The sequence below is a fragment of the Pseudoalteromonas sp. 5Ae-yellow genome (assembly GCF_014077565.1).
GTDB lineage: Bacteria > Pseudomonadota > Gammaproteobacteria > Enterobacterales > Alteromonadaceae > Pseudoalteromonas.
This window is the reverse complement of sequence record NZ_JACGWD010000002.1, coordinates 94,136-116,896: the sequence shown is the minus strand read 5'-3', so window position 1 is coordinate 116,896 and position 22,761 is coordinate 94,136. Positions and strand designations below refer to the sequence as shown.

Below are 22,761 nucleotides of genomic sequence, written 5' to 3'. Positions count from 1 at the left end.
CTAATTAATTTGTTTTAAAAATGTATTGGCATCTTCTAAGCTTCGCGTGCGGCGCATCGGTGGTAAGCTTTTCAAAAATACTTGGCCATATTGGCGTGTAACTAAGCGATTATCGCATATTACAAGTACACCTTTGTCTTTACTATCTCGAATTAAACGCCCTACACCTTGCTTTAGCGCAATAACAGCCTGCGGTAATTGTATGTGTGAAAAAGGGTCTTTTCCCTGCATTTGGCAATCTTGCATTTTAGCTTGTAGCAATGGATCGTCAGGGGCTGCAAATGGCAATTTGTCTATAATAACACAGCTTAACGTGCTGCCGCGTACATCAACACCTTCCCAAAAAGAAGCCGTGCCCAGTAATACCGCATTACCATGGCGAGTAAATTTCTCTAAAATTATACGCTTAGACATTTGCCCTTGCATATAAACTGGGTAGTCTATTTGTGTAGTTAGCCCTTCGGCCACTAAGTGCATCATTCGATAGCTGGTAAATAACACAAAACAACGCCCTTGCGCTGACTTTATAAGCTCAAGTGTTAATTTTACAATCGCATGCGGCATATTATCAGCGTGCGATTCGGGTAAGTAACGCGGTAAACACAGCAGCGCCTGATTAGGGTAGTCAAATGGGCTATCTACCATCATGCTTTGTTTTGGCTTTAAACCAAGGCTTGCATTAAAATGCTCTAGTTTGTTATCAACCGAAAGTGTTGCAGAAGTGAATACAAATCCTGCGCCCGTGTCTTGCATCATTTGAGCAAACTTAGCTGATACATTCAATGGCGTTATATTAATTGTTAAATAACGGCGCGTTGTTTCATACCAATAACTAAAGCCGGTTTGGGCTGTATCAAAAACCCGCTCTAACTGACCTTTAAACGCAAGTGCACGTTCAAATGGATGCTCAATTTTGTCGCTTCTATCTAGGCAAAGTTTAAGTACTTGGTAAACAAAATCTAAATCACTGATCACACGATGGAGCGCCGCGCAAATTTGTTTATCGCTTAGCTTTTCTCGCCAATCGCCACGACTGCCATCAACACCAAATTGTAATCGTAAATCAGCAACGCTTGTCTCAAGCTTGTTTAAGCTTTTACCAAGTTGCAGCATATCGGGAATTTCAGCTCTATAAATAGCACGTAAATCATTAATTAAATCTACCAACTTTTTAGTGCTTACACTTTCACCAAAGTAATCACTAGCAATTTCGCTTAACTGATGGGCTTCATCAAATATATATGCGTCGGCTTTTGGCATAAGTTCAGCAAAGCCACTTTCTTTTACAGCCATATCAGCAAAAAACAAATGGTGATTAATCACAACCACATCGGCATCGGCCGCAGTTAAACGTGCTTTGCGTATATAACAGCTTTGAAAATCTGGACACTCTTTACCTAAACAATTATCGGCTGTTGAATTTACATAAGGCAGTACTTTGGCATCATCTTCTATACCTATACAATCGGCCAAATCGCCCGATTGTGTTTCGCTTGCAAACTTAGCTACCATAGCTAGTTGATGCATTACGTCAGAGTCGTCAGTAGGTACATGTGCAACATGTTGATTAAGTCGGTAGGTGCATAGGTAATTGGCGCGCCCTTTTAATAAGGCGGTTTTTTTTGAAGCACTTAAAGCTTTAACTAGTTGCGGTAAATCTCGGTGATAAAGCTGCTCTTGTAGAGCTTTAGAACCTGTTGATATTATCGTGCGCCCTTTTGACTTAAGTGCAGGGGCTAAATATGCAAATGTTTTACCCGTACCCGTGCCTGCTTCAACAACTAATTGCGAACTGTTTTTTAATGCATCCGCAACAGCTACTGCCATATCAATTTGTGGTTGGCGAGGCGTATACCCATCTAAAGATAACGCTAAAGGCCCGGTTGCACTAAACAGCTGTTTGATAATACCAATCACTTTAAAATAAATAATAGCGGGATTTTACGTAAGCAAAGCATTAAGGGCAAGTAATTACAAAACCCACTTTTACTTTACGAATTAATACGCACTTTAATAGTGAGATTAATCATTCGATTTTACAATACACTGTGTATTTATAACGTGCATTTAATTTAATAATGACAATATTTACAAAGCCTAATTTTCTATTAACTCTTACTAAAAATAATCCGTATTAAAAGCTATATTTAGGCATAAAAACTGTGACTCTGAAATATTACAGGAGTACCATACGCGGGTTTATAATCCTCTTTTTCGTGTGTCGTTAAAAAAATAGTAAGGTTAGCCAATGAATGCTTGGTATCTCATTTGTTTTCTCTCTGCCATTGCAATTTTTATTGCTTTTGCAAACCAATATATCCTCAAAATGCAAACTACAATTGCCATTACTACAGGCTCAGTTGTTATTTCTTTATTATTAATTATTGCCGTTAAATTATTAGGCGATCAAAATGCGTTAGCCATGACCCAAATTGTTTCCAGTATTAACTTTAACGAGTTATTACTCAAAGGTATGCTCGGATTTTTACTTTATGCTGGCGCATTGGAAATTAACCTTATGGCGCTTCGTAAACAGCGCTGGGAAATAACCGCACTAGTGCTATTTTCTACTATTGCTTCCACTTTTATAGTCGGTTATTTAAGTTTTTATCTATTTGCCTTATTTGGCTTTGATGTACCGTTTATATACTGTTTATTATTTGGCGCGCTTATTAGCCCAACCGACCCTATTGCTGTACTTGCTATTATTAAACAAATGCGAGCGCCAGAAGGAATCTCAGTTCAAGTAGAAGGTGAGTCGCTATTTAACGACGGTATTGGTTTAGTAATATTTACGACCATTTTTTCGGTTGCTTTTTATGGCACCGATGCACAATTTGGCGATATAGCAGAACTCTTTTTTGTAGACGCCCTAGGCGGCATTGCGTTTGGTTTGGTTATCGCTTTGGTTGGCCACTTTTTAATTATTAACAGCCGCGATGTAAACATTCGCTTATTGATAACCTTAACTATTCCTACCGCAGGTTTTGCTGCTGCAAATATTTGGGAAATATCAGGCGCACTTGCCATGGTTACGAGTGGCATATTAATGGGTAACATTACTCGTACTAAAGCAACTGAGCGCACGGGGCCTGAAGACACTCGTTACGTAAAAGATTTTTGGCATGCAACCGATAGCTTTTTAAATGCCCTACTGTTTTTAATAATAGGTATGCTAATAGTGACGATGCCAATCACGCTTGGTGAAATTGGCTTAGGCTTACTAATGGTACCTGCAGTATTACTAGCACGCTTTATTAGCGTAGGCGCACCCTTTGTTATCTTTAAACGCTTTAGAAGTTACGATAAACACAGCGTTAAAATTTTAACCTGGGGTGGGCTACGCGGTGGTCTTGCACTGGCAATGGCGGCAGCAATCCCGCGCGAGCAAGTTTTTGTAGGCGGCTCTGACCTACATAACCTAATCGTTATTGTTACCTACGTTGTGGTTATATTTTCTATTATTGTACAAGGCTTAACTATTTCGCCGCTTATTCAAAGCAGCATTAAGTCAGCTGAGCAAGCAAAGTAATAAATGCTTTGTGAGCAATCAACTCAGTAACCAAGTTATTATACAAATCACTTGGTTACTGTTACTCACGTGTTACAAAAACACTTTAAAGTTCTATAAATTGTTATCCTTTTTATTTATCTTCTTTGTTTAAATTAATCCGCTTGAAATGCAAATGAAAACAATTATAATTTTGGCTTTTCCTCTGTAGGGCTTTTCGATGTCCATAAATAATTCTCACATGTTTTTAAATTTTGTGTCTCTGAGCAAACGACAATTTCAATGTTTTTTTATGCTTTTTATAATGGTCATGGCAAGCTTTAGTGTTTCAGCCTCGCCTAATGAGCAAACAAAAATAAAACAAATTGCACAGCTTGCAGAGTATGTAGGTGTTGATTACGTGGCAGCTGTTGGGAATGGTGAAATACTAGACCCCGACGAATATCAAGAAATGACTGAATTTTCGCACGTTATTATTGAGCAAGCTGGACAGCTATCAAGCCAAACCAATGAGTTTGATACAGTAAAGGCACAAGCTAAAGCCCTGCATACAGCGATTGCCAATAAAGCGAGTGTTGCCGATGTACGTGCAGCAAGCTCAGCGCTTCGTGAGTCGCTACTTACCTTTATGCCGCAACTATCGTTACCTACATCACTACTTCCTGTTGAGCAAACCAAAGCGCTTTTTTCTGCTAACTGTTCAATGTGTCACGGCCCTAGTGGTCAAGGCGACGGCCCGCTTGCAAAAAACTTATCGCCAGAGCCTACCAACTTTACCGATGAAGAACGCGCAACTAACCGCTCATTAATGGGGTTATTTGACGCTGTAAGTAACGGCATTGACGACACACCTATGGTTGCTTTTACCCAATTTAATGAACAACAACGATGGTCTTTAGCTTTTTATGTAGGTAGCTTGGCATTTAAGGATGTTCAAAAACCACAAAATGTAGAACAAAATATTACCGCTTCACAGATTGTAAACCTAAACCCTGCACAATTATCGGCAGGTCAAAGTGAAGCACAAGCACATTACGTTAAATGGCTTCGTGGTAATCCAGAGCAATTATTTAGCGCTAACAAAAATCCGATAACAGTTACTCGCACGCAATTACTTGCAGCGCAAGCCGCGCATGCTAAAGGCAATTACTCACAAGCAAGTGATTTAGCAATTAGCGCATACTTAGATGGCTTTGAGCTTGTTGAAAACAACTTAAATGCCTACGACGAAACACTGCGTAAAAACATCGAAGTACAACTGATGAACCTGCGCCAAACATTCAAAAACGAAAAAGATACAGCCGTCGTTGCCGAAAAAGTAAGTGCAGCACTAACACAACTCGCTAAAGCAGATAGCATGCTAAACGAAACCAAGCTAACTGATGGCGCTCTACTTTCAGCGAGTTTAATAATATTACTGCGAGAAGGCTTAGAAGCACTCTTAGTTATTATTGCCCTTATGACTGTGCTAATTAAAACTAAACGCAAAGATGCGCTAAAATATGTACATATTGGTTGGATAACAGCACTTATTGCAGGTGGTTTAACGTGGGCTGCTGCGCAAACATTAATAGAAATAAGTGGTGCGAGCCGCGAAGTTATGGAAGGTGTTGGCGCATTGTTTGCCGCTGTAATTTTACTGTATGTTGGCGTATGGATGCACAGTAAAACAAGTGCGCAGCAATGGCAAAAATACATAAAAGACAATATAGATAAGCGCCTTGAGTCGGGTACATTATGGGGATTAGCGGGGCTTTCTTTTATTGCCGTATACCGTGAAGTATTCGAAACCGTATTGTTTTATCAGTCTTTATTAACGCAAAGCTCACCTGCTCAATATTCATCTATTGCATCGGGTTTTGCGATAGCTATAGCAATACTGGCTATTATTACGTGGGTATTAATTAAATACTCAATTAAATTACCGGTGGCTAAGTTTTTTGCCATTACCACTTACCTACTATTTGCACTCTCGTTTGTGCTTATGGGCAAAGCCGTTATTGCATTACAAGAGGCCGATATAATAGGTATTGCGTCGCTGCCGATGAGCTTTGATATAGCATGGCTTGGTATAAAATCGACATGGCAAGGTATTGTGGCTCAAGTATGTGTGTTCGCTATATTTAGCTTTTATATATTTAAAGGCAAAAACCAAGAGTAATGCCTATCTGCTTAAGAGTTTAAGCTAATTGGCATAGGCAAAATACATAGTAAAAAGGCCCGCAAGGGCCTTTTTGCGTTAATTGCTTATGTATTTAGTAAAGTTGGTATTATCAAGCCCATGTATCTAAATGGGGATTTTCGTCATCGTCTACGTTAGACTTTTTTTTACTATTTTGGTCGTCAAGCATATTGAGCTTTTTCTTTTTTTGTAACTCACGCCTTTTTTTATTCTCTAGCTCAACTTTTTCAGCGGCCGATCCACTTTGCACACCCGCAATATGAAAAGCACTTTTTGACTCAACTTCTAGTCTGGTTATTCTTCCTAAATAAGGAATCATGATATCCATACACACTTCCTTAGTTTACTGTTAAATTATCTAAACGCTTGGTTTGGCTAATAAACAAACAAATATATGCAAAAAATGCACTTCCCTTCTTAATATTATCGACAGTTATAAGATATGCTTTAATTAAGCTAAAAAAAACTTGCCATAATATGGCTGTTTATGTTTTTATGAATGCGAAATTTATTTAAACAGATAACAACTGAACGTTACTATAACAACGAGCAGTTAAATAGGATAAAAAATGCGCTTAAACCTGACAACAGTACATCATCACCACCATTCACCGGAATAACCTGTCAGGTCTTTCGCTGAGAGGTTATTCCTAAAAGGAACCTCTGGCGATTCAAAAAACATTGATTCATTTTCGCCCTGAGGTTCCCCTCGGGGTTTTTAGTTTTTAAATTAAAGGAAAATGAATAATGAGTAACACAAATCGTCTACGTATCGCCATCCAAAAAGGCGGCCGCCTATCTAAAGATTGTCAAGATCTGTTAAAACAGTTAGGTGTTAAACTTAACCTTCGTGAACAACGCTTAATTGCACACTCAACTAATATGCCAATTGACGTACTACGTGTGCGCGATGACGATATTCCTGGTTTAGTAATGGACGGTGTATGTGATTTAGGTATTGTTGGCGAAAACGTACTAGTAGAAGTTCAAGCAGAGCGTGAACGCCAAGGTGTTCCAAGCGAAGTAAACAAACTTTCAAAACTAGATTTTGGTTACTGTCGTCTTGCACTTGCATGGCCACAAGAGCTAGGCGCTCGCGATAAGAGCTGGTTTGAAGGCAAACGTATTGCAACTACCTACCCAGAAATTTTAACTCAGTGGTTAAAGCGCGAAGGCATCAACGCAAGTACAGTAATGCTTACAGGCTCTGTTGAAGTAGCACCACGTGCAGGTTTATCTGATGCAATTTGTGATTTAGTATCTACTGGCGCAACACTTGAAGCTAACGGCTTAATTCAAGGTGATACAATTTTAGAATCAAACGCATGTTTAATTCAAAATAAAGATCTGCAAGACGCTGACAAACTAGCACTAATCAATAAGCTTATGCCGCGCCTACGTGGTGTTAGACAAGCTAAAGAAAGCAAATACATCATGCTACACGCACCAAAAAACAAACTTGATGAAATTTGTGAAATTTTACCTGGTTCTGGTCAACCGACTCTACTTGCCCTTGCGGGTAATGAAGAATACGTAGCACTGCACATGGTAAGCAGCGAAACATTATTTTGGGAAACAATGGAGCAGTTAAAAGCCCTAGGCGCTAACTCTATTTTAGTTATGCCAATTGAAAAAATGATGGAGTAAGTACCATGCTTCGTTGGAATGAGGAATCTTCACAAGTACAAGCAGCGGCGCTAATGCGCCCTGCAGTTTCTGTAAGCGCAAAGGTTGAAGCAATATGCAAAACTATTTTAGCTAATGTAAAAGAGCAAGGCGATGAGGCCTTACTTAGCATGGCCAAAGAGTTTGATAATAGAGCTAACCCACGTTTGCGCGTACCGCTAGATGAAATTAACGCATCTGAGCAAGCACTAAGTGCTGAGCTTAAATACGCAATTGACACCGCTTATGCAAATGTTAAACGTTTTCACGAAGCGCAGTTGCCAAAAGATATTAAATTATCAACCCAACCAGGCGTTGTATGTGAACTGAAATATCAAGCCATCGAAGCAGTCGGTATTTATGTACCCGGTGGCAGTGCACCACTGCCATCGTCGGTTATTATGCAAGGTGTATTAGCGCAGTTAAGCGGCGCTAAAACCGTTGTACTTGCTACGCCGGTACAAGGTGATAAAGCAATTAACCCTGCTATTTTATATGCAGCTAAGTTATGTGGCATTACTACTTTGATAGAAAGTGGTGGCGCAGGCGCAATTGCAGCAATGGCTTATGGCACCGAATCGGTTCCTAAAGTAAACAAAATTTTTGGCCCAGGTAATAGCTTCGTAACAATGGCTAAACAGCTCGTTGCGCAAACTATCCCAGGTATGGCAATTGATATGCCAGCAGGTCCTTCTGAAGTATTAGTTATTGCAGATGAACGTGCAAACCCAGAATTTATAGCCGCCGATTTACTCTCACAAGCAGAGCACGGCGCAGACTCGCAAGTTATTTTACTATGTAACAGCGAAAGTATTATAGAACAAACTCAGCAGGCACTTACACGCCAGTTAGCTAATTTGAGCCGCAAAGAAACAGCCGAGCAAGCGCTCGCTAATTCTTCACTTATTTTGGTTGATTCAGTTGAGCAAGCATTTGATGTATCGGCGCAATATGGACCAGAGCACTTAATTTTACAACTAGGCGATGCAACACCTTACCTAGATAAAGTTAAAAATGCAGGCTCAGTATTTGTAGGTGACTACACACCAGAATCTGCAGGCGATTACGCATCGGGTACTAACCACGTGTTACCAACATATGGTTACAGTGCAACTTACTCGAGCTTAAACTTGCTTGATTTTTTCCGTACATACACAGTGCAAACAATTACTAAAAGTGGTTTAACGCAGCTTTCAAAAGCAATTTTACCACTTGCAGATGCAGAAGGCCTTGATGCCCACGCTAATGCGGTTTCAATTCGTTTAGAGGCAATTAAAAATGAGCAATGAGAGCGCACAAGCGTCTAGCTTATTACCTAAGAATATTGCAGCCCTTGCTGCATACAGCTCTGCAAAAAGTGAAAAGCTAACCGGTACTACGTGGCTAAATGCTAACGAAAGCCCGTATGCTAAAAATCTTGAACTGAGTATTGAGGATTTAAATCGCTACCCCGACCCACAACCGCAACTGGTTATTGACCGTTACGCCGCTTATACAGAACTTGAAAGCGAAAATGTATTAATGACGCGCGGCGCAGATGAAGGCATTGAGCTTTTAGTGCGCACATACTGTGAGCCAGCAAAAGATAGTATTGCGCTATTTTTACCAACCTACGGTATGTACAAAGTTACCGCCGATACACACAACGTTGGTATTAACGCGCTTACCCAAGAATTATTATTAAGTGGCAGTGCTGACGAAATAGTTGCAGCTGTTGGCAGCTCAAAACTGGTATTTATTTGTAACCCAAATAATCCAACGGGCAGCCTAACACCACTTGATAAAGTAAAAGCGATTGCAACAGCACTTATGGGTAAAGCACTGGTTATTGTTGACGAAGCCTATATAGAGTTTTGCCCAGAGCAAAGCGCCACAAAACTTATTAATGAGTTTAGTAATGTAGTGGTTCTGCGCACGCTTTCTAAAGCCTTTGCGCTAGCAGGGCTCAGAACGGGCTTTACGCTTGCACAAGCAGCAACACTAGCGCCAATTCGTAAAGTCATTGCGCCATATCCGGTATCAGGTGTTGTAGCAAGTATTGCAGCGCAAGCAATTGCACCCGATGCAATTACATCAATGCGCCGCCAAGTTACTATTTTAAATAGCTTAAAAGCTAAGTTGGTAGATTGGCTAAACGCCTCCCCTGCTGCATTAAAAATTCTCACTGGTGAAGGTAACTTTGTTACTTTAAAATTAGCCGATAAAAACTACTTTAGAATTGCACTTGAGCAAGGTTTGGTTATGCGCGCTTTTACACTATACGGTGAAGACGACTGGCTACGAATTTCAATTGGCAGTGAACAAGAACTTGAACAAGTAAAAATTTGGTTAGATGGCTTACAAACGCCGGCTACCGCAGCATCTTTAGCAGGAAACGAAGTATCATGAGTAACCCCTATTTATTTATAGACCGCGACGGCACTATTATTGAAGAGCCAATTACCGACAAACAGGTGGATAGCCTTGAAAAGCTAGCATTTTTACCTGGTGTTATTCCTGCGTTATTACAATTACAAGCCGCAGGTTACCGTTTAGTAATGGTGTCTAACCAAGATGGTTTAGGCACAGATAGCTTTCCTACTGCTGATTTTGATATAGCACAAGACAAAATGATGGACATAATGCAAAGCCAAGGCATTAGCTTTGACGAAGTATTAATTTGCCCACACTTTGATGAGCAAAACTGTGATTGCCGTAAACCTAAAACGGGCTTACTTACCGAGCTTATGCGCTCAGGCAAAGTAGACTTAGCGCGCTCTTTTGTTATTGGCGATCGCCAGACCGATATTGGCCTTGCTCAAAACTTATGTTGTGAAGGTATTTTATACGACGGCGATTGGAGTGCCATAGTAACTAAATTGACCACCGCAAACCGCGAAGGTCGTGTTACACGCAACACTAAAGAAACCCAAATTGATGTAGCCATAAACTTAGATCAAACTAAAAATGGCAGCATAGACACCGGACTTGGCTTTTTTGATCACATGCTTGATCAAATTCGCACCCACGCAAACATTGGTTTAAACATTAAAGCCAAAGGCGATTTACACATAGACGAGCACCACCTTGTTGAAGACATTGGTATTGCTCTTGGTGTCGCACTTAAACAAGCACTTGGCACTAAATCGCAAATTGCACGCTATGGTTTTGCGCTTCCTATGGACGAGTGTAAAGCCGAAGCACAAATTGATTTATCAGGTCGTGCATCATTTGTATTAAACGCTAACTTTAGCCGCGAAAAAGCAGGCGACTTAGACGTGCAAATGGTTGAGCACTTTTTCAAAAGCTTGAGTGATAACGCCGCTATTAGCCTTATTTTATCGGTAAGCGACGGTAACTGTCATCACCAAGTAGAAGGCTTATTTAAAGCGTTTTCACGTGCTCTTCGTATGGCAGTTGCACAAGACACGACCCAACAAACAGCCAGCTCTAAGGGATGTTTATGATTGCCATAATTAATACCGGTTGTGCCAATATAAATTCAGTACGCTTTGCGTTTGAACGCTTAGGCCAAACGCCAACAGTAATTACTTCACCAGAGCAATTAGCGGGTTTTGAGCGCGCTATATTGCCAGGTGTAGGTCACGCGTCGGTTGCTATGAAACGCCTAGTAGATAACGGCTGGCAACAAGCCATAAATGAATACCAGCGCCCGCTTATGGGTATTTGTTTAGGTATGCAGTTACTGTGCGAAAGCACCGAAGAAGGTAACGTACAGTGCCTAGGTAAAATACCAGGGCAAGTAAAAGCGCTTGATGTAGGCAATTTAACGTCGCCGCATATGGGTTGGAATAACTTAAGCGTTAACAAAGAGCATGCATTAACTAAAGGGCTAACGCTTGATGAGCAAGTGTATTTTGTTCACAGCTTTGCGCACACCGTAAACGACGCCACACTAGTGAGCGGCGAATATGGTCAAACCTTTTCAGCCATTGTTGCTAAAGACAATTATGCAGGCATGCAATTTCACCCAGAGCGCAGCGCAAAAGTTGGCGCACGTTTATTACAAAATTTTGTTGATTGGCAGTTATAAGGCTGCCCATTAACTAACAAAAAAGAGATTATTTGTGATTATTCCAGCATTAGACGTATTACAAAATCAAATTGTGCGCTTGTACCAAGGTAAATACGACACAGCACAGTTTTACCCTTTCGAACTTGGCGCGCGTTTAAAAGAATACGCCGACAGTGGCGCAGGTAAACTACACCTTGTTGATTTAGAAGGTGCACGCGATCCAAGTAAAAAACAGTGGAAACATATTCAAGCTGCAACCAAAGCACTTAACGTACCGTACCAAGTGGGCGGCGGTATTCGCTCAGAGCAAGATGTAAGTGATTGGCTAAAAGCCGGTGCAAACCAAGTTGTTATTGGTTCAATGGCAGTAGAAAAACGCGAACAAGTAAAAGCCTGGATTGAGCAATTTGGCGCAGAGCATTTTGTAATTGCTCTTGATGTAAATAAAACAGCCACGGGCTGGGCACCTGCTACGCACGGTTGGTTAAGTGAATCTGAATTTGGTTTACTTGAGCTGGTAGATTTTTATGTGAGCTTAGGTGTTATTGATTTTTTATGCACGGACATCAGTAAAGATGGCACCATGACGGGCCCATCATTTGAGCTTTACGAAGACCTAACTCGCCACAACAGCACAATTAAAGTGCAAGCCTCAGGTGGCGTAAGCTCACTAGATGACATTAAAAAGCTTAAAGAGCTTGGTGTGGGCGGCGTTATTTTAGGTAAGTCATTGCTTGATGGCGCATTTAGCGTTGAGGAGGCACTGGCATGTTATCAAAACGCATAATCCCGTGTTTAGACGTTAAAGACGGCCAAGTAGTTAAAGGCGTTAAGTTTAAAGGCCATGAAATAGTTGGCGATATTTTAACAATGGCTAAAGCCTACAGCGAAGCCGGTGCCGATGAACTAGTTTTTTACGAAATCAGCGCAAGCGTTGAAAAACGCCTACTCGATGTGAATTGGGTAGAGAGCATTGCACGTAATATCGATATTCCATTTTGTGTAGCGGGCGGTATTAAATCAGTGGCTGATGCAGCGCGTGTACTTGAGCGCGGTGCTGATAAAATAAGCATTAACAGCCCTGCTATTGCGCGTCCTGAACTTATTAAAGAATTACACGATGAGTTTGGTAAGCAATGTGTTGTAGTCGGCATTGATAGCTTTTTTGATGAAATTACCGGCGAGTATTTAGTGTATCAATTAACCGGCGATCCTAACGCATCAAGCCGTACGCGCTATAAAACACAAGAATGGGTTAAACGCGTACAAGACCTAGGCGCAGGCGAAATTGTATTAAACTGTATGAACCAAGATGGCGTTCGTAACGGTTACGACAACGAGCAACTAAGTAAAATTCGCGAGCTGTGTGACATTCCTTTAATCGCCTCTGGCGGTGCGGGTAGTATGCAAGATTTTGTTGATGTATTTAAACAAAGCAAAGTAGATGGTGCATTAGCCGCCAGCGTTTTTCATAAAAATGTGATTAACATTGGCGAACTAAAACAATTTTTAACCGATAACCAAGTGGCAGCAAGATTATGCAAGTAACACAACAAAACCAAGCTCAGGTCGATTTCGCTAAAAGTGACATGATCCCTGCTATTATTCAAGATGCCCGCTCTGGCGTTATTTTAATGCAAGGCTTTATGAACAGCGAAGCACTCGCTGTTACGCTTGATACCAATAAGGTAACGTTTTACTCGCGTTCAAAATCGCGTTTATGGACTAAAGGCGAGTCATCAGAGAACTACTTAAACGTAGTATCTGTGCATACCGATTGTGACTACGATTCAATTTTAGTACTTGCCAACCCAGAAGGCCCAACGTGCCACTTAGGCACACAAAGCTGTTTTGGTGATGAAGCAAAACCAAGTTTAAGCTTTTTAGCACAGTTAGAAGATGTGATTGTTGCGCGTAAAAATGACGACCCTGAAAAAAGCTACACAGCGTCATTATTTGCAAAAGACTTAAGCCGTAGCTGTCAAAAAGTAGGTGAAGAAGGCGTAGAAGTTGCCCTTGCCGCTATGAAACACGATAACGATGAGCTAACAAACGAATCTGCTGATTTAATTTATCACCTGACAGTATTACTACAACGCCAAGGCTTAGGCTTAGAAGACGTAGTTAAATGCTTGCAAGGTCGCCATAAATAGCATTAGTTGCGACTAACAAAGAGGCTCATATTTATATGGGCCTTTTTATTTTTACAGTAAATCACGTGTGATATAGTGCGTGGCTAAATTAATCGGTTACTGTGAACTATGAAAAACTATATTATTCCTTCTATTGTCGCGTTTATTTTAGCGGGCTGTACCAGCAAAACTGATCAGACTACAACTACAACAACCACTACTACAACGAATCAGTCTGTAAAAACCACAGTAACACCCGATGAATGCAGCACCATAAATAACCTAATAAATGGTTATGAGTCTGGTTTTAATTCAATCAAAACAGATAAAGTAAATAACCAGTTTACTAACCAATGGCGTACTAATACTCATATGATTGGAGCAAACTGTACGGTTACTTTAAATAAGTCAGAGCAAGCAAGCTACCAATGCCAAACACCTGTTAAAACACAAACGCAAACAATAAAGTCTCATCAAAAACTGGCTAAGCAATTACGCCAATGCTTAACCAAAGCAGGCTGGTTTGAAAGCCAAAAAGAAACAGCAAGTTCAATTTACAGCACCTTTGTCCTTGATACTAAAACCCCAGTCATTACACTTGCTACTAATCAAGAAGGTATTGGGTTTTCTACTCGCTTTGAAATTGCACCACCGTTAGGACTTTAATATGCGCCAATTAAATCAAAACAAAAAACAATCTAAATTTAAAACTGATTGCCTAGGAATATGCGAAAGGCGCAGCGGTTACTGCACCGGGTGTGGGCGTACTAACGAAGAAATTTTTGATTGGATAATATTATCTGAAGATGAAAAAAAAGCGATTTTAGAAACACCGCGAGCAGACGCTAACTCATAACAAATAAAGCCCCTAAATGTTAAAAGTAACAGTTAACTGATTAACTAAAAACTTTTTGCTTGTTGCTATTCATTTTAGTTGCGCTAATACAGCTTTCTACTACTTGCTCAAATGAGTTATTAATATCTATATTTATAACATTGGGCTCATCTTCTTTTGGAACTTCTAGCGCTTCAAATTGGCTTTTGAGTAAATCAACAGGCATAAAATGCCCTTTTCTGTCCTGCATACGGCTTTTAACCAGCTCAAAATCACCAAAAAGATGTAAAAAGGTAATGCCTGTATTTCCATCACATATTTGTTCTCGGTATTTCTTTTTTAATGCTGAGCAGACTATTACCGCAACTTCATTTTTCTTTTCAATGCTAAATGCAGCATCACGTATTCTTTCTAGCCAAGGCACACGATCAGCATCATTTAAAGGCTGCCCAGATGACATCTTTAATATATTAGCCTTGGGATGTAAGTCGTCTCCGTCGATAAATTTAGCGCCAATGCGCTTTGCTAATGCATCACCCACACTTGACTTTCCTGTGCTTGAAACCCCCATTACAATATAAATACGACCTACATTTGTGTTACTCATGTATTTACCCTCGCCTTAATTTAATAATTAATTATTTTCAATGTATATATTATATTGAGTTACGGGTAACATGTTACGCGTAACAAATACGAAAGTGAAGTTAAACACACACTAAACATCATAATTCACACTGAATATAAGTAGGGAAAAATGTCAGATTTATCATTAATACTAACAGCGGTAGGCTCCATATTTTTATTGCTTTTTTTAGTAATGAAAGTACGACTACATGCTGTCGTCTCTTTGATCCTTGTTTCTATGATTGCAGGATTATTCTCAGGAATGAGCCCAGAAATAATTGCCGCTACAATTCAAAAAGGAATGGCCGGAACACTAGGCTTTGTAGCGGTGGTGGTCGCTTTAGGCGCCATGTTTGGCAAAGTAATGGAAGAAACCGGCGCGCTGGATCGCATTGCCCACACACTTTTACACCGTTTTGGAGAAAAAAACGCTAATTGGGCGCTTACCTTTACGGGCTTTATTTGTGCCCTCCCCCTCTTTTTTGATGTAGCCGTTGTACTTTTAATCGGTATTGTTTTTGCTGTGGTACGAAAAGGCGGTGGTAGCGTTGTTAAAATTGGTATTGGGCTACTTGCTGGTATAGCGTCTTGTCAGGCGTTTCTTATTCCTGCGCCAGGGCCGATTTTGGTTGCCTCTCAATTAGGCGCTGACTATGGTTATATGATTTTATTTGGCCTTATTGCTGCCATACCGGCAATGATTATAGGAGGTCCAATTTGGGGCTCTATTATTTCTAAATCTATTCATGTAGAACTCCCACAGCACGAACAAATCGACGATAACCAAAGAGTTGGTAAAGGCACACCTAGTTTTGGATTAGCATTAGGTTTGATTGCTTTGCCATTAATTATGATTAGTTTGAATACTATTGGTAGTCGCTTTGTTGAAAAAGACTCTGATTTATATAATTGGTTAGCCTTTATAGGTCATCCATTTACTGCAATTTTAGTTGCCTGCCTAATGGCATTTTATTTGCTCGGCGCAAGGCGCGGTGTCCCTAATGCTAGAATCATGGAAATTTGTGGTAGTGCCTTACAACCTGCGGGAATTATTATTCTTGTCACTGGTGCCGGTGGGGTATTTAAACAAGTATTAGTTGATTCAGGAGTAGGTACGGCACTGGGTAATTACTTAGCTGGCTCAGGCTTACCGATTGTAATACTCGCTTTTGTATTATCAGCCGCTGTGCGGGTCATTCAAGGCTCTGCGACAGTAGCTATGCTTACAGCGTGTGGCTTAATTATTCCAATGCTTCAGCCTTTAGGCCTTGATGGAGCGCAGCTTGCCGCTGTTACCATCGCTATTGGTGGGGGCTCTATTGTGCTCTCTCATGTAAACGACTCAGGATTTTGGTTAGCGAGTCGCTATCTCGGTTTGAGCGAAATGCAAACTCTTAAAACATGGACAATTATGGAAACCATTATTGGTACTGTTGGCGCACTTGTCGCTATGATTATTTCTCTGTTTTTGTAAAATTACAGTATGTAGAGTTATCATCACACATATAAAAATTACCTGAGCCTTTTGTTATTTAGGCTCAGGTAATTAGGCTCAGGTAATTTAAGTATTTAAACACTCTCACCTAGATGAACTATATAACCAGTATCAATTACTTGCTTATAATTAATGCTAGTATCCAAATCGGAATTAATCCGGCTCAACAACTCTCTTCCCGCAACATTACCTATCTGATAACGAGGGGTGATCACACTTGCTAATTGAGGCACCATTGCTTGGCCAATATCATGACCATGAAAACCCACAACCCCCATTTGGCTAGGCACTAAAATATTATTTCGCTGGCACTCAAAAATAGCCCCAATTGCTAAATCATCATTAGTACAAAACAAACAGTCAGTGTTTGGGTAGTCAGTACGCGCTTTTTGTAAAAGTTCAGCGCCTAAACTATAAGATGAAGCTTGATCAGTCATCACACTTTTAGGCGTATAGCCTTTAGCTAACATAGCATCTGAATAACCTTGAAATTTTAGGCGTGTTCGTACATCGAGCCTTGCACCTATATAAACAATATTGCGATAGCCTTTATTTAAAAGTGCCGTCGTCATATCAAAAGCGGCTTTAACGTTATCAAAACCAACCGCTTGCTGCATAGGAGAGTGATGAGTATCCATTATTTCAATCACAGGTACACCTGACATTTCAATCATTTTTAGCGTTCTGTCCGTGTGTGTGGTTTCTGATAAAATTAAACCATCAACGTGGTACGACAATAAATACTCAACCCGTTTTTCTTCAATTTCAGGGTTGTAACCATAATGGGCCAACATTGTTTGATATCCTGCAGGCCCTGTTACATCTTCAATACCTCTTATAACTTGAGCAAACACGTGATTCGTTAACGATGGAACTAGTACACCAATAGAGTAGCTTTTAGCATTAGAGAGTAAATCAGGGGCTTTATTTGCAATGTAACCTAGCGTATCAATAGCTGCACTAATTTTAGTGCGAGTAGACTCTGATACTTTTTCAGGATTACGTAAATAACGACTCACCGTCATTTTGGTTACACCAACCGCATCGGCAATATCTTGAAGAGAAGAACGTTTGTTTTTTTTCATCACACACAATTAAATAAAATGTTACTTGTAACATACCAACTATTGTAAAAAATCACTACTTTTAGCCATTTTTATTTAGGTTATCGCTAAGCGATTACCCAGAGATTTAAATAACCTATCCTCTTTTATGTATTTGTACCAATAACATTAAACAGAGGCTCAGATACTCCGAGCCTCATCGTAATTAAAAACTTATAGCAATCTCAACAATTGCGAACCAGGTAGGCCGCTTTGTGGTAATAACGCGGGGGTAACTGCAAATGCTTCTGGTATTTTACTTTTGATTTCATCCATCTTTTTACGGTTATTTTGTTTATCATAAACATAATATTTAAGGATATTGCCGTATACATCGTCTTTTGCATCAACCTGCTCTAAGGTTTTTAATGCTTTATCGTAATCATCAAGGTAAATGTATGCCAGTGCTAAATTATCAGCAGAGCCAACATGTAGCTTACCTTCAAGCTGTTTTGATAAATCTTCAAGCTCTGCAACAGCAAGCTCATAACGCCCTAGCTGTATATAGGCCGTTGCTAGTGAATTTTTTAAGAAGTAAGGTGGGTTACTGCCCGGCTCGTACCATTTTTCGTAAGCACTCAGTATGTCTTCATATTGCTCAAGTTTAGAGTAAACGTGATTTAGCAGCCTAAAGCTTTGTAGTTTGATTTCAGCTTCTTCAAACCCCGTAAGTTTGTCTCTATTCAAGTGCCAATCTTGAATGCCTTGCGCAGCTTGGTTTAACAGTTCAGGGGTATCACTTTTTGCCCCTGCAGCACTTTTTAGAAGCTGTGCAAGTTGTTGTTTATATTCTTCACTTTTAATAGGAGCCTGAGACGTATTATTACTTTGCTGCTTGTTATCTGAACTACCATCTACAATTTGCGCTGCAGCTAAAGCACTAAAAGACATTGCCGCCGCAACCATAACCAAATATTTACTTTTCATTGTTTTTTCCTTGTTTAACATTTTGATCCTCTGAATATTAAAGCTCTTTGAATGAGCAATATTCAAAAGTGGGGGGGTAAAAAAGTTAGGCGAGCTTTTAGCACTTTGCTCTTGTAGCAATAAACTGGCTAAATCCAATTGGTATTTACCTTTTAGCTTTTGCATACACAACTCATCACAGCTAAGTTCTAGTTGCTCTTTTGCTAAACCAGTTAACTTTAGGCAAATAGGATTCCACCAAAAAACGCTTTCTATAAAACAAATAAGCCACGTCCAATAAATATCGCCTTGTTGTAAATGAGTTACTTCGTGTTGAATGACTGAATCTAATTCTTCACGATTTACCATCGTCGACTCTAGCCAAATAACAGGCTTTATTAACCCGGTAGCAAAAGCAGGCTCTGTATGGGTTGTTAGTCTAATTGGATACTGATTGTTAATGTGTTTAAGTTCAGGACTTGGCTTTGAGTTAATGTATAAGTTTTTTATAAGCTTTACATAAAGGCTCATGCGTAATGAAAACAATCCAAAACCAGCTAAAACTAAAACCATAAAAACATTACTAAGTGATGGCAATAAGTCCCATATACCAATATCGCTTTGTAATTCGTCCTTAGTTGCTACTTGTTCAGCATTTGGTATTAATGCTTTAACATCGGGAATCAATTGCGCCACGTTGAATGTGTAACGATTTGCCCCTTCAAATAAGGATAACTGGGAAAAATATTGCCAAGGGACAAACCAACATGCCAAGGCAGTCATTAAAATGTAAAAGTTTAATCGTGCTGGGGCATTTTTTAGCCCTTTTACTGTAAGCAAAATACATAAGCTAATAAGTGTGCAAGTTAGTAAATAATCCGTCATTACCCTCTCCTTTAATCTAACTTCTTATTTTTTAAAAGCGTTTGTAAATATTCTATATCTTCATCATTTAGCTTTTCTTCTTTGATAAAGTGGGCAATTAAACTACGAGAATTACCTTTAAAAAATCGTTGCATAAAACTAGGCATAGCTTGCCCCGATAATGTGTCTTGAGTCACGATTGTTCTAAAAACAATAGCTCGCCCTTCATGTCCACAGCGCTCAATCGCCCCTTTGTGTTCTAACCTATCTACAATAGTTTTAACTGTTGTATAGGCTACTTTTTTATCTTTTTGCTTATCAGCTAAAAGCACTTTATGTAGTTGACTCGCAGTACAGGGTTCTTCCTGCCAGAGCAGCTGCATAATATCCATTTCAAAATCACTAAGTTTCATTGTCGCTCCTATTACTACACTTGTAGTGGTACTGTTACAAATGTAGTAGTAAGTAATCTTAGTGTCAATACAAAATTGACATCTGAATAAAAAACAAACGATAGAAATAAAAAAGTCTTAGGGAGGTTTTATAAAAAGGTATATAAAATAAGGGTGTATACTTGTTAATTGGTTTTAGAAAAACATAAAAAACGATAGTTTATTTTCAACTAACGCTTTTTATGCTTTAAAGTTTTTATGAAAGGTAGTGAGGTAACTATGCTTTATCGAGCGCTTGGCTTACATCGGCAATTATGTCAGCAATGTTTTCAATACCGACTGACAAACGGATTAAATCGCGACTTACACCCGCATTAGCAAGCTCTTCATCATTTAATTGGCGGTGTGTAGTTGACGCAGGATGACACGCAAGCGACTTGGCATCGCCAATATTAACTAAGCGTAAAATCATGTTTAGCGCATCAATAAAACGAGTACCTGCTTCTAGGCCACCAGCAATACCAAAGCTTAAAATACCCGATGCTTTACCACTGGTAATTTTTTGGCTCATTTCGTTATACGGGCTTGATTTAAGCCCTGCGTAATTAACCCAAAGCACTTTTGGATGATTTTCTAAATACTCAGCTAGCTGCTGTGCATTTTCGCAGTGGCGATCCATTCTTAAGCCTAACGTTTCAAGGCCAATTAAAATGTCAGATGCGTTTTTAGGCGCAAGCGCTGCGCCAGTATTTCTAAGTGGCACTACTCTGCAGCGACCGATAAATGCAGCTTCAGCAAAAGCTTCGGTATAAACCACATTGTGATACGACGGATCGGGCTCGTTCATCATTGCAAAACGTGTAGCATTCGCTTTCCAATCAAATTTTCCTGAGTCAACAATCATGCCGCCAATGGCAGTACCGTGCCCGTTTATATACTTTGTAAGTGAATGAACCACTATATCGGCGCCTAGCTCAAATGGGCGGCATAGATACGGCGTAGCCACGGTATTATCAACAATAAGCGGCACACCTTTGCTATGTGCAATATGTGCTAAACGTTCAATATCAACAATATTACCTGCCGGATTACCAATAGATTCACAAAAAACAGCGCGAGTGTTGTCGTCAATTGCATTCTCGAACGCGGTAAAGTCATCGGCTTTAATCATGCGTGCTTCAATACCTTGCCTAGGTAGTGTATGAGCAAATAAGTTATACGTACCACCATATACTTGGCTGGTGCTTACAATATTAGTACCGACTTCACACAAGCATTGAATAGCATACGTAATAGCGGCCATCCCAGAGGCAACAGCTAGCCCACCAATACCCCCTTCCATTGCAGCAATACGTTGCTCAAGTACGGCATTAGTTGGGTTCATTATGCGAGTGTAAATATTACCAGGCACTTTTAAATCGAATAAATCAGCGCCATGCTGCGTATTATCAAATGTATAAGAAGAAGTGTGATAAATAGGCACGGCTGCCGATTTGGTCGTAGCCTCAGATTCGTAACCGTAGTGCAGTGCTAATGACTCTAATTTCATAATTATTTCCTTCAATTAATTTACCACTAACCTAGCACTTCTTGGTTATAAAATGCACATGAAATATATTAAAAGATGTTAAGGTGATTTGATTTAAGTTAAAGGCAGCTCGGAGCGATCAGCAGACGTTGAGGTTGACTAAATATCGTAGTTACTTGATTGGTCAAACTGCTCTTTGTGCGTATATTCATGAAAATAAGCGACGCGCGTATATTGTTCTATTTAACTTTACTCAAATGTTGTAGAAAACTTAGTGATAGTAATACCTTAGGTTATTTGTTAAAACTATATAAAGTAGACAAATGAGCGTTAGGTCGGCAGAAATATGTGCGATAAGTTCGCTATTAAATTTTTATACTCTTCAGTGAATCAAGAGGATTTATGGCAAGAATTTGGTTTGCTCCTGGTGATTTTGCAGATCACCTCCATGAGATAATTGGCTACAAAGCAGGTTTAGCTAGCTCAATTGAACAGATGTGCGATTTACTACCTGATACGGGATATGCTGATGATATATTGAGTTCTGAAAGCAATGGGCTTGCTATTCGCTCTGAAGATTACGAGGACTTGTATTACCAACTTTTATATAAAGTTGGTGTTACTGACACCCCAGTGCAGGGATTGTTTACTCAATCACAATTTTTCTCAAGAGTATTGAAAGACAAAGGTTTTGATTACATCTCTGACATTCAAAACATTTACAGCAAGCATTATAAATTGGGTGCGGAACAGGCAGTAAAAAATGGTCAAAGTTCCATAGATCCTATGCCAATGTTTGCAGAAGCAATGGAAAAATATGGAAAAGAAGGTGCAAATGATCTCATTGAATTGATCAAAATGTATGACACTAACTTTCAGAACAGTCCCCATACCTCAGGTCGATGGGAAGAATGGAAAGATATAGTTGATCTCAATGACTTGTTTGATAAATATCAACCTGTAGTTTCTCATGGTACTTTTTTGGATCAAAGGTTCATCAATTACCTATCGAATAATGTAGCAAAATTAGGTGAAATTCATTGGCGAAAATTCGAAGAGTTAATTAGTGAATGCTTTAGTAAGTCAGGATTCAAGGTTGAACTTGGGCCTGGGACAAATGATGACGGTGTTGATGTTCGTGTGTGGAATGACTCGGCTCAAGCACATCCTGAATTCATTATTCAATGTAAGCGTTATAAATCGAAGATCGATAAAGTAACGATAAAAGGTTTATATGCTGATGTTTTAGAAGCACAAGCAACTACAGGCTTGCTTATTACCACGTCAGAATTTAGCCCAGGTGCTAGGACTACTATCTCGGCTCGAAATTACCCCATTAAGGAAGTTAATGGGCAAAAGGTTACTGAGTGGTTAAAAGCTTTGAGAACGCCAGGTACAGGGGTAGTCAGGGTATAACAAGCAGTTGCAAGCGACACATTTTATTACGCCGTTTTTGTGCATGTGTCGCAAGCTCCAATTTTAGCACAAAAACGCTACATAAGATGA

Annotated in this window: 21 protein-coding genes; 14 read left to right on the top strand and 7 right to left on the bottom strand. The window is 39.7% G+C overall.

Translation table 11 applies throughout. The features are described from left to right. Positions 1 to 1,917, bottom strand: coding sequence for an ATP-dependent DNA helicase (locus H4J63_RS01075; protein ID WP_002960248.1), 1,917 nt, complete (start codon positions 1,915 to 1,917; stop codon positions 1 to 3). Positions 1,918 to 2,248: 331 nt separating this feature from the next. On the opposite strand from H4J63_RS01075, the gene H4J63_RS01070 reads away from it, so the two are divergent. Both H4J63_RS01070 and H4J63_RS01065 read left to right on the top strand, forming a co-directional pair. After that, on the top strand, positions 2,249 to 3,532 hold the full coding sequence (locus H4J63_RS01070) for a sodium:proton antiporter (RefSeq protein WP_024597348.1): 1,284 nt from the start codon (positions 2,249 to 2,251) through the stop codon (positions 3,530 to 3,532). A 283-nt stretch (positions 3,533 to 3,815) separates the two neighbouring features. After that, positions 3,816 to 5,672, top strand: coding sequence for a cytochrome c/FTR1 family iron permease (locus H4J63_RS01065; RefSeq protein WP_182193894.1), 1,857 nt, complete (start codon positions 3,816 to 3,818; stop codon positions 5,670 to 5,672). A 112-nt stretch (positions 5,673 to 5,784) separates the two neighbouring features. Here H4J63_RS01065 and H4J63_RS01060 read toward each other — a convergent pair whose 3' ends face one another. Next, positions 5,785 to 6,021: a hypothetical protein gene (locus tag H4J63_RS01060; protein WP_002960256.1), complete on the bottom strand. Its 237-nt coding sequence runs from the start codon at positions 6,019 to 6,021 to the stop codon at positions 5,785 to 5,787. A gap of 419 nt (positions 6,022 to 6,440) precedes the next feature. Between H4J63_RS01060 and hisG the strand changes: the two genes are divergently transcribed. The 10 genes from hisG to H4J63_RS01010 all read left to right on the top strand — a co-directional run bounded on the left by hisG (position 6,441) and on the right by H4J63_RS01010 (position 14,361). Beyond that, the gene (hisG, locus tag H4J63_RS01055) at positions 6,441 to 7,340 is read left to right on the top strand and encodes an ATP phosphoribosyltransferase (protein WP_002960257.1); all 900 of its coding nucleotides are present in this window, start codon (positions 6,441 to 6,443) and stop codon (positions 7,338 to 7,340) included. A 5-nt stretch (positions 7,341 to 7,345) separates the two neighbouring features. Next, positions 7,346 to 8,647: a histidinol dehydrogenase gene (gene hisD, locus H4J63_RS01050; RefSeq protein WP_024597350.1), complete on the top strand. Its 1,302-nt coding sequence runs from the start codon at positions 7,346 to 7,348 to the stop codon at positions 8,645 to 8,647. Next, positions 8,637 to 9,746, top strand: coding sequence for a histidinol-phosphate transaminase (hisC, locus tag H4J63_RS01045; protein WP_182193875.1), 1,110 nt, complete (start codon positions 8,637 to 8,639; stop codon positions 9,744 to 9,746). Before hisD ends, hisC begins: the two co-directional genes overlap by 11 nt. After that, entirely contained in the window at positions 9,743 to 10,804 is a 1,062-nt protein-coding gene (gene hisB, locus H4J63_RS01040; protein WP_008138596.1) for a bifunctional histidinol-phosphatase/imidazoleglycerol-phosphate dehydratase HisB, read from the top strand. The genes hisC and hisB overlap by 4 nt, the downstream gene beginning before the upstream one ends. Further along, the gene (gene hisH / locus H4J63_RS01035) at positions 10,801 to 11,391 is read left to right on the top strand and encodes an imidazole glycerol phosphate synthase subunit HisH (protein WP_002960265.1); all 591 of its coding nucleotides are present in this window, start codon (positions 10,801 to 10,803) and stop codon (positions 11,389 to 11,391) included. Before hisB ends, hisH begins: the two co-directional genes overlap by 4 nt. A 34-nt stretch (positions 11,392 to 11,425) precedes the next feature. Then, entirely contained in the window at positions 11,426 to 12,160 is a 735-nt protein-coding gene (locus H4J63_RS01030; RefSeq protein WP_002960267.1) for a 1-(5-phosphoribosyl)-5-[(5-phosphoribosylamino)methylideneamino] imidazole-4-carboxamide isomerase, read from the top strand. Next, positions 12,142 to 12,921, top strand: coding sequence for an imidazole glycerol phosphate synthase subunit HisF (gene hisF, locus H4J63_RS01025; protein ID WP_002960269.1), 780 nt, complete (start codon positions 12,142 to 12,144; stop codon positions 12,919 to 12,921). The genes H4J63_RS01030 and hisF overlap by 19 nt, the downstream gene beginning before the upstream one ends. Next, a complete protein-coding gene (hisIE, locus tag H4J63_RS01020) occupies positions 12,912 to 13,526 on the top strand; it encodes a bifunctional phosphoribosyl-AMP cyclohydrolase/phosphoribosyl-ATP diphosphatase HisIE (RefSeq protein ID WP_002960271.1) in 615 nt (204 codons plus the stop codon). The genes hisF and hisIE overlap by 10 nt, the downstream gene beginning before the upstream one ends. 108 nt (positions 13,527 to 13,634) lie before the next feature. Beyond that, on the top strand, positions 13,635 to 14,171 hold the full coding sequence (locus tag H4J63_RS01015) for a hypothetical protein (protein WP_182193873.1): 537 nt from the start codon (positions 13,635 to 13,637) through the stop codon (positions 14,169 to 14,171). A gap of 1 nt (position 14,172) precedes the next feature. Further along, complete coding sequence (locus tag H4J63_RS01010; protein ID WP_165723885.1) at positions 14,173 to 14,361, top strand: DUF1289 domain-containing protein; 189 nt, start codon at positions 14,173 to 14,175, stop codon at positions 14,359 to 14,361. Positions 14,362 to 14,401: 40 nt separating this feature from the next. Here the strand turns inward: H4J63_RS01010 and H4J63_RS01005 are convergent, their stop codons facing one another. Next, positions 14,402 to 14,947, bottom strand: coding sequence for a gluconokinase (locus H4J63_RS01005; protein WP_182193871.1), 546 nt, complete (start codon positions 14,945 to 14,947; stop codon positions 14,402 to 14,404). Between the two features lie 150 nt (positions 14,948 to 15,097). On the opposite strand from H4J63_RS01005, the gene gntU reads away from it, so the two are divergent. Next, positions 15,098 to 16,441 carry a gluconate transporter gene (gene gntU, locus H4J63_RS01000; RefSeq protein ID WP_182193869.1) on the top strand — a complete coding sequence of 448 codons (1,344 nt, stop codon included), beginning with the start codon at positions 15,098 to 15,100 and terminating at the stop codon, positions 16,439 to 16,441. 95 nt (positions 16,442 to 16,536) lie between these two features. Here gntU and gntR read toward each other — a convergent pair whose 3' ends face one another. The 4 genes from gntR to H4J63_RS00980 form a co-directional block, all read right to left on the bottom strand. Continuing rightward, positions 16,537 to 17,547 carry a gluconate operon transcriptional repressor GntR gene (gntR, locus tag H4J63_RS00995; protein ID WP_182193867.1) on the bottom strand — a complete coding sequence of 337 codons (1,011 nt, stop codon included), beginning with the start codon at positions 17,545 to 17,547 and terminating at the stop codon, positions 16,537 to 16,539. A 192-nt stretch (positions 17,548 to 17,739) separates the two neighbouring features. Continuing rightward, the gene (locus H4J63_RS00990) at positions 17,740 to 19,356 is read right to left on the bottom strand and encodes a M56 family metallopeptidase (RefSeq protein ID WP_182193865.1); all 1,617 of its coding nucleotides are present in this window, start codon (positions 19,354 to 19,356) and stop codon (positions 17,740 to 17,742) included. Between the two features lie 11 nt (positions 19,357 to 19,367). Continuing rightward, positions 19,368 to 19,748, bottom strand: coding sequence for a BlaI/MecI/CopY family transcriptional regulator (locus H4J63_RS00985; RefSeq protein WP_004586391.1), 381 nt, complete (start codon positions 19,746 to 19,748; stop codon positions 19,368 to 19,370). A 256-nt stretch (positions 19,749 to 20,004) separates the two neighbouring features. Further along, positions 20,005 to 21,276 carry an O-acetylhomoserine aminocarboxypropyltransferase/cysteine synthase family protein gene (locus H4J63_RS00980; protein ID WP_182193863.1) on the bottom strand — a complete coding sequence of 424 codons (1,272 nt, stop codon included), beginning with the start codon at positions 21,274 to 21,276 and terminating at the stop codon, positions 20,005 to 20,007. Between the two features lie 381 nt (positions 21,277 to 21,657). Between H4J63_RS00980 and H4J63_RS00975 the strand changes: the two genes are divergently transcribed. Continuing rightward, a complete protein-coding gene (locus tag H4J63_RS00975) occupies positions 21,658 to 22,671 on the top strand; it encodes a restriction endonuclease (RefSeq protein ID WP_182193861.1) in 1,014 nt (337 codons plus the stop codon). Positions 22,672 to 22,761: the final 90 nt, after the last annotated feature.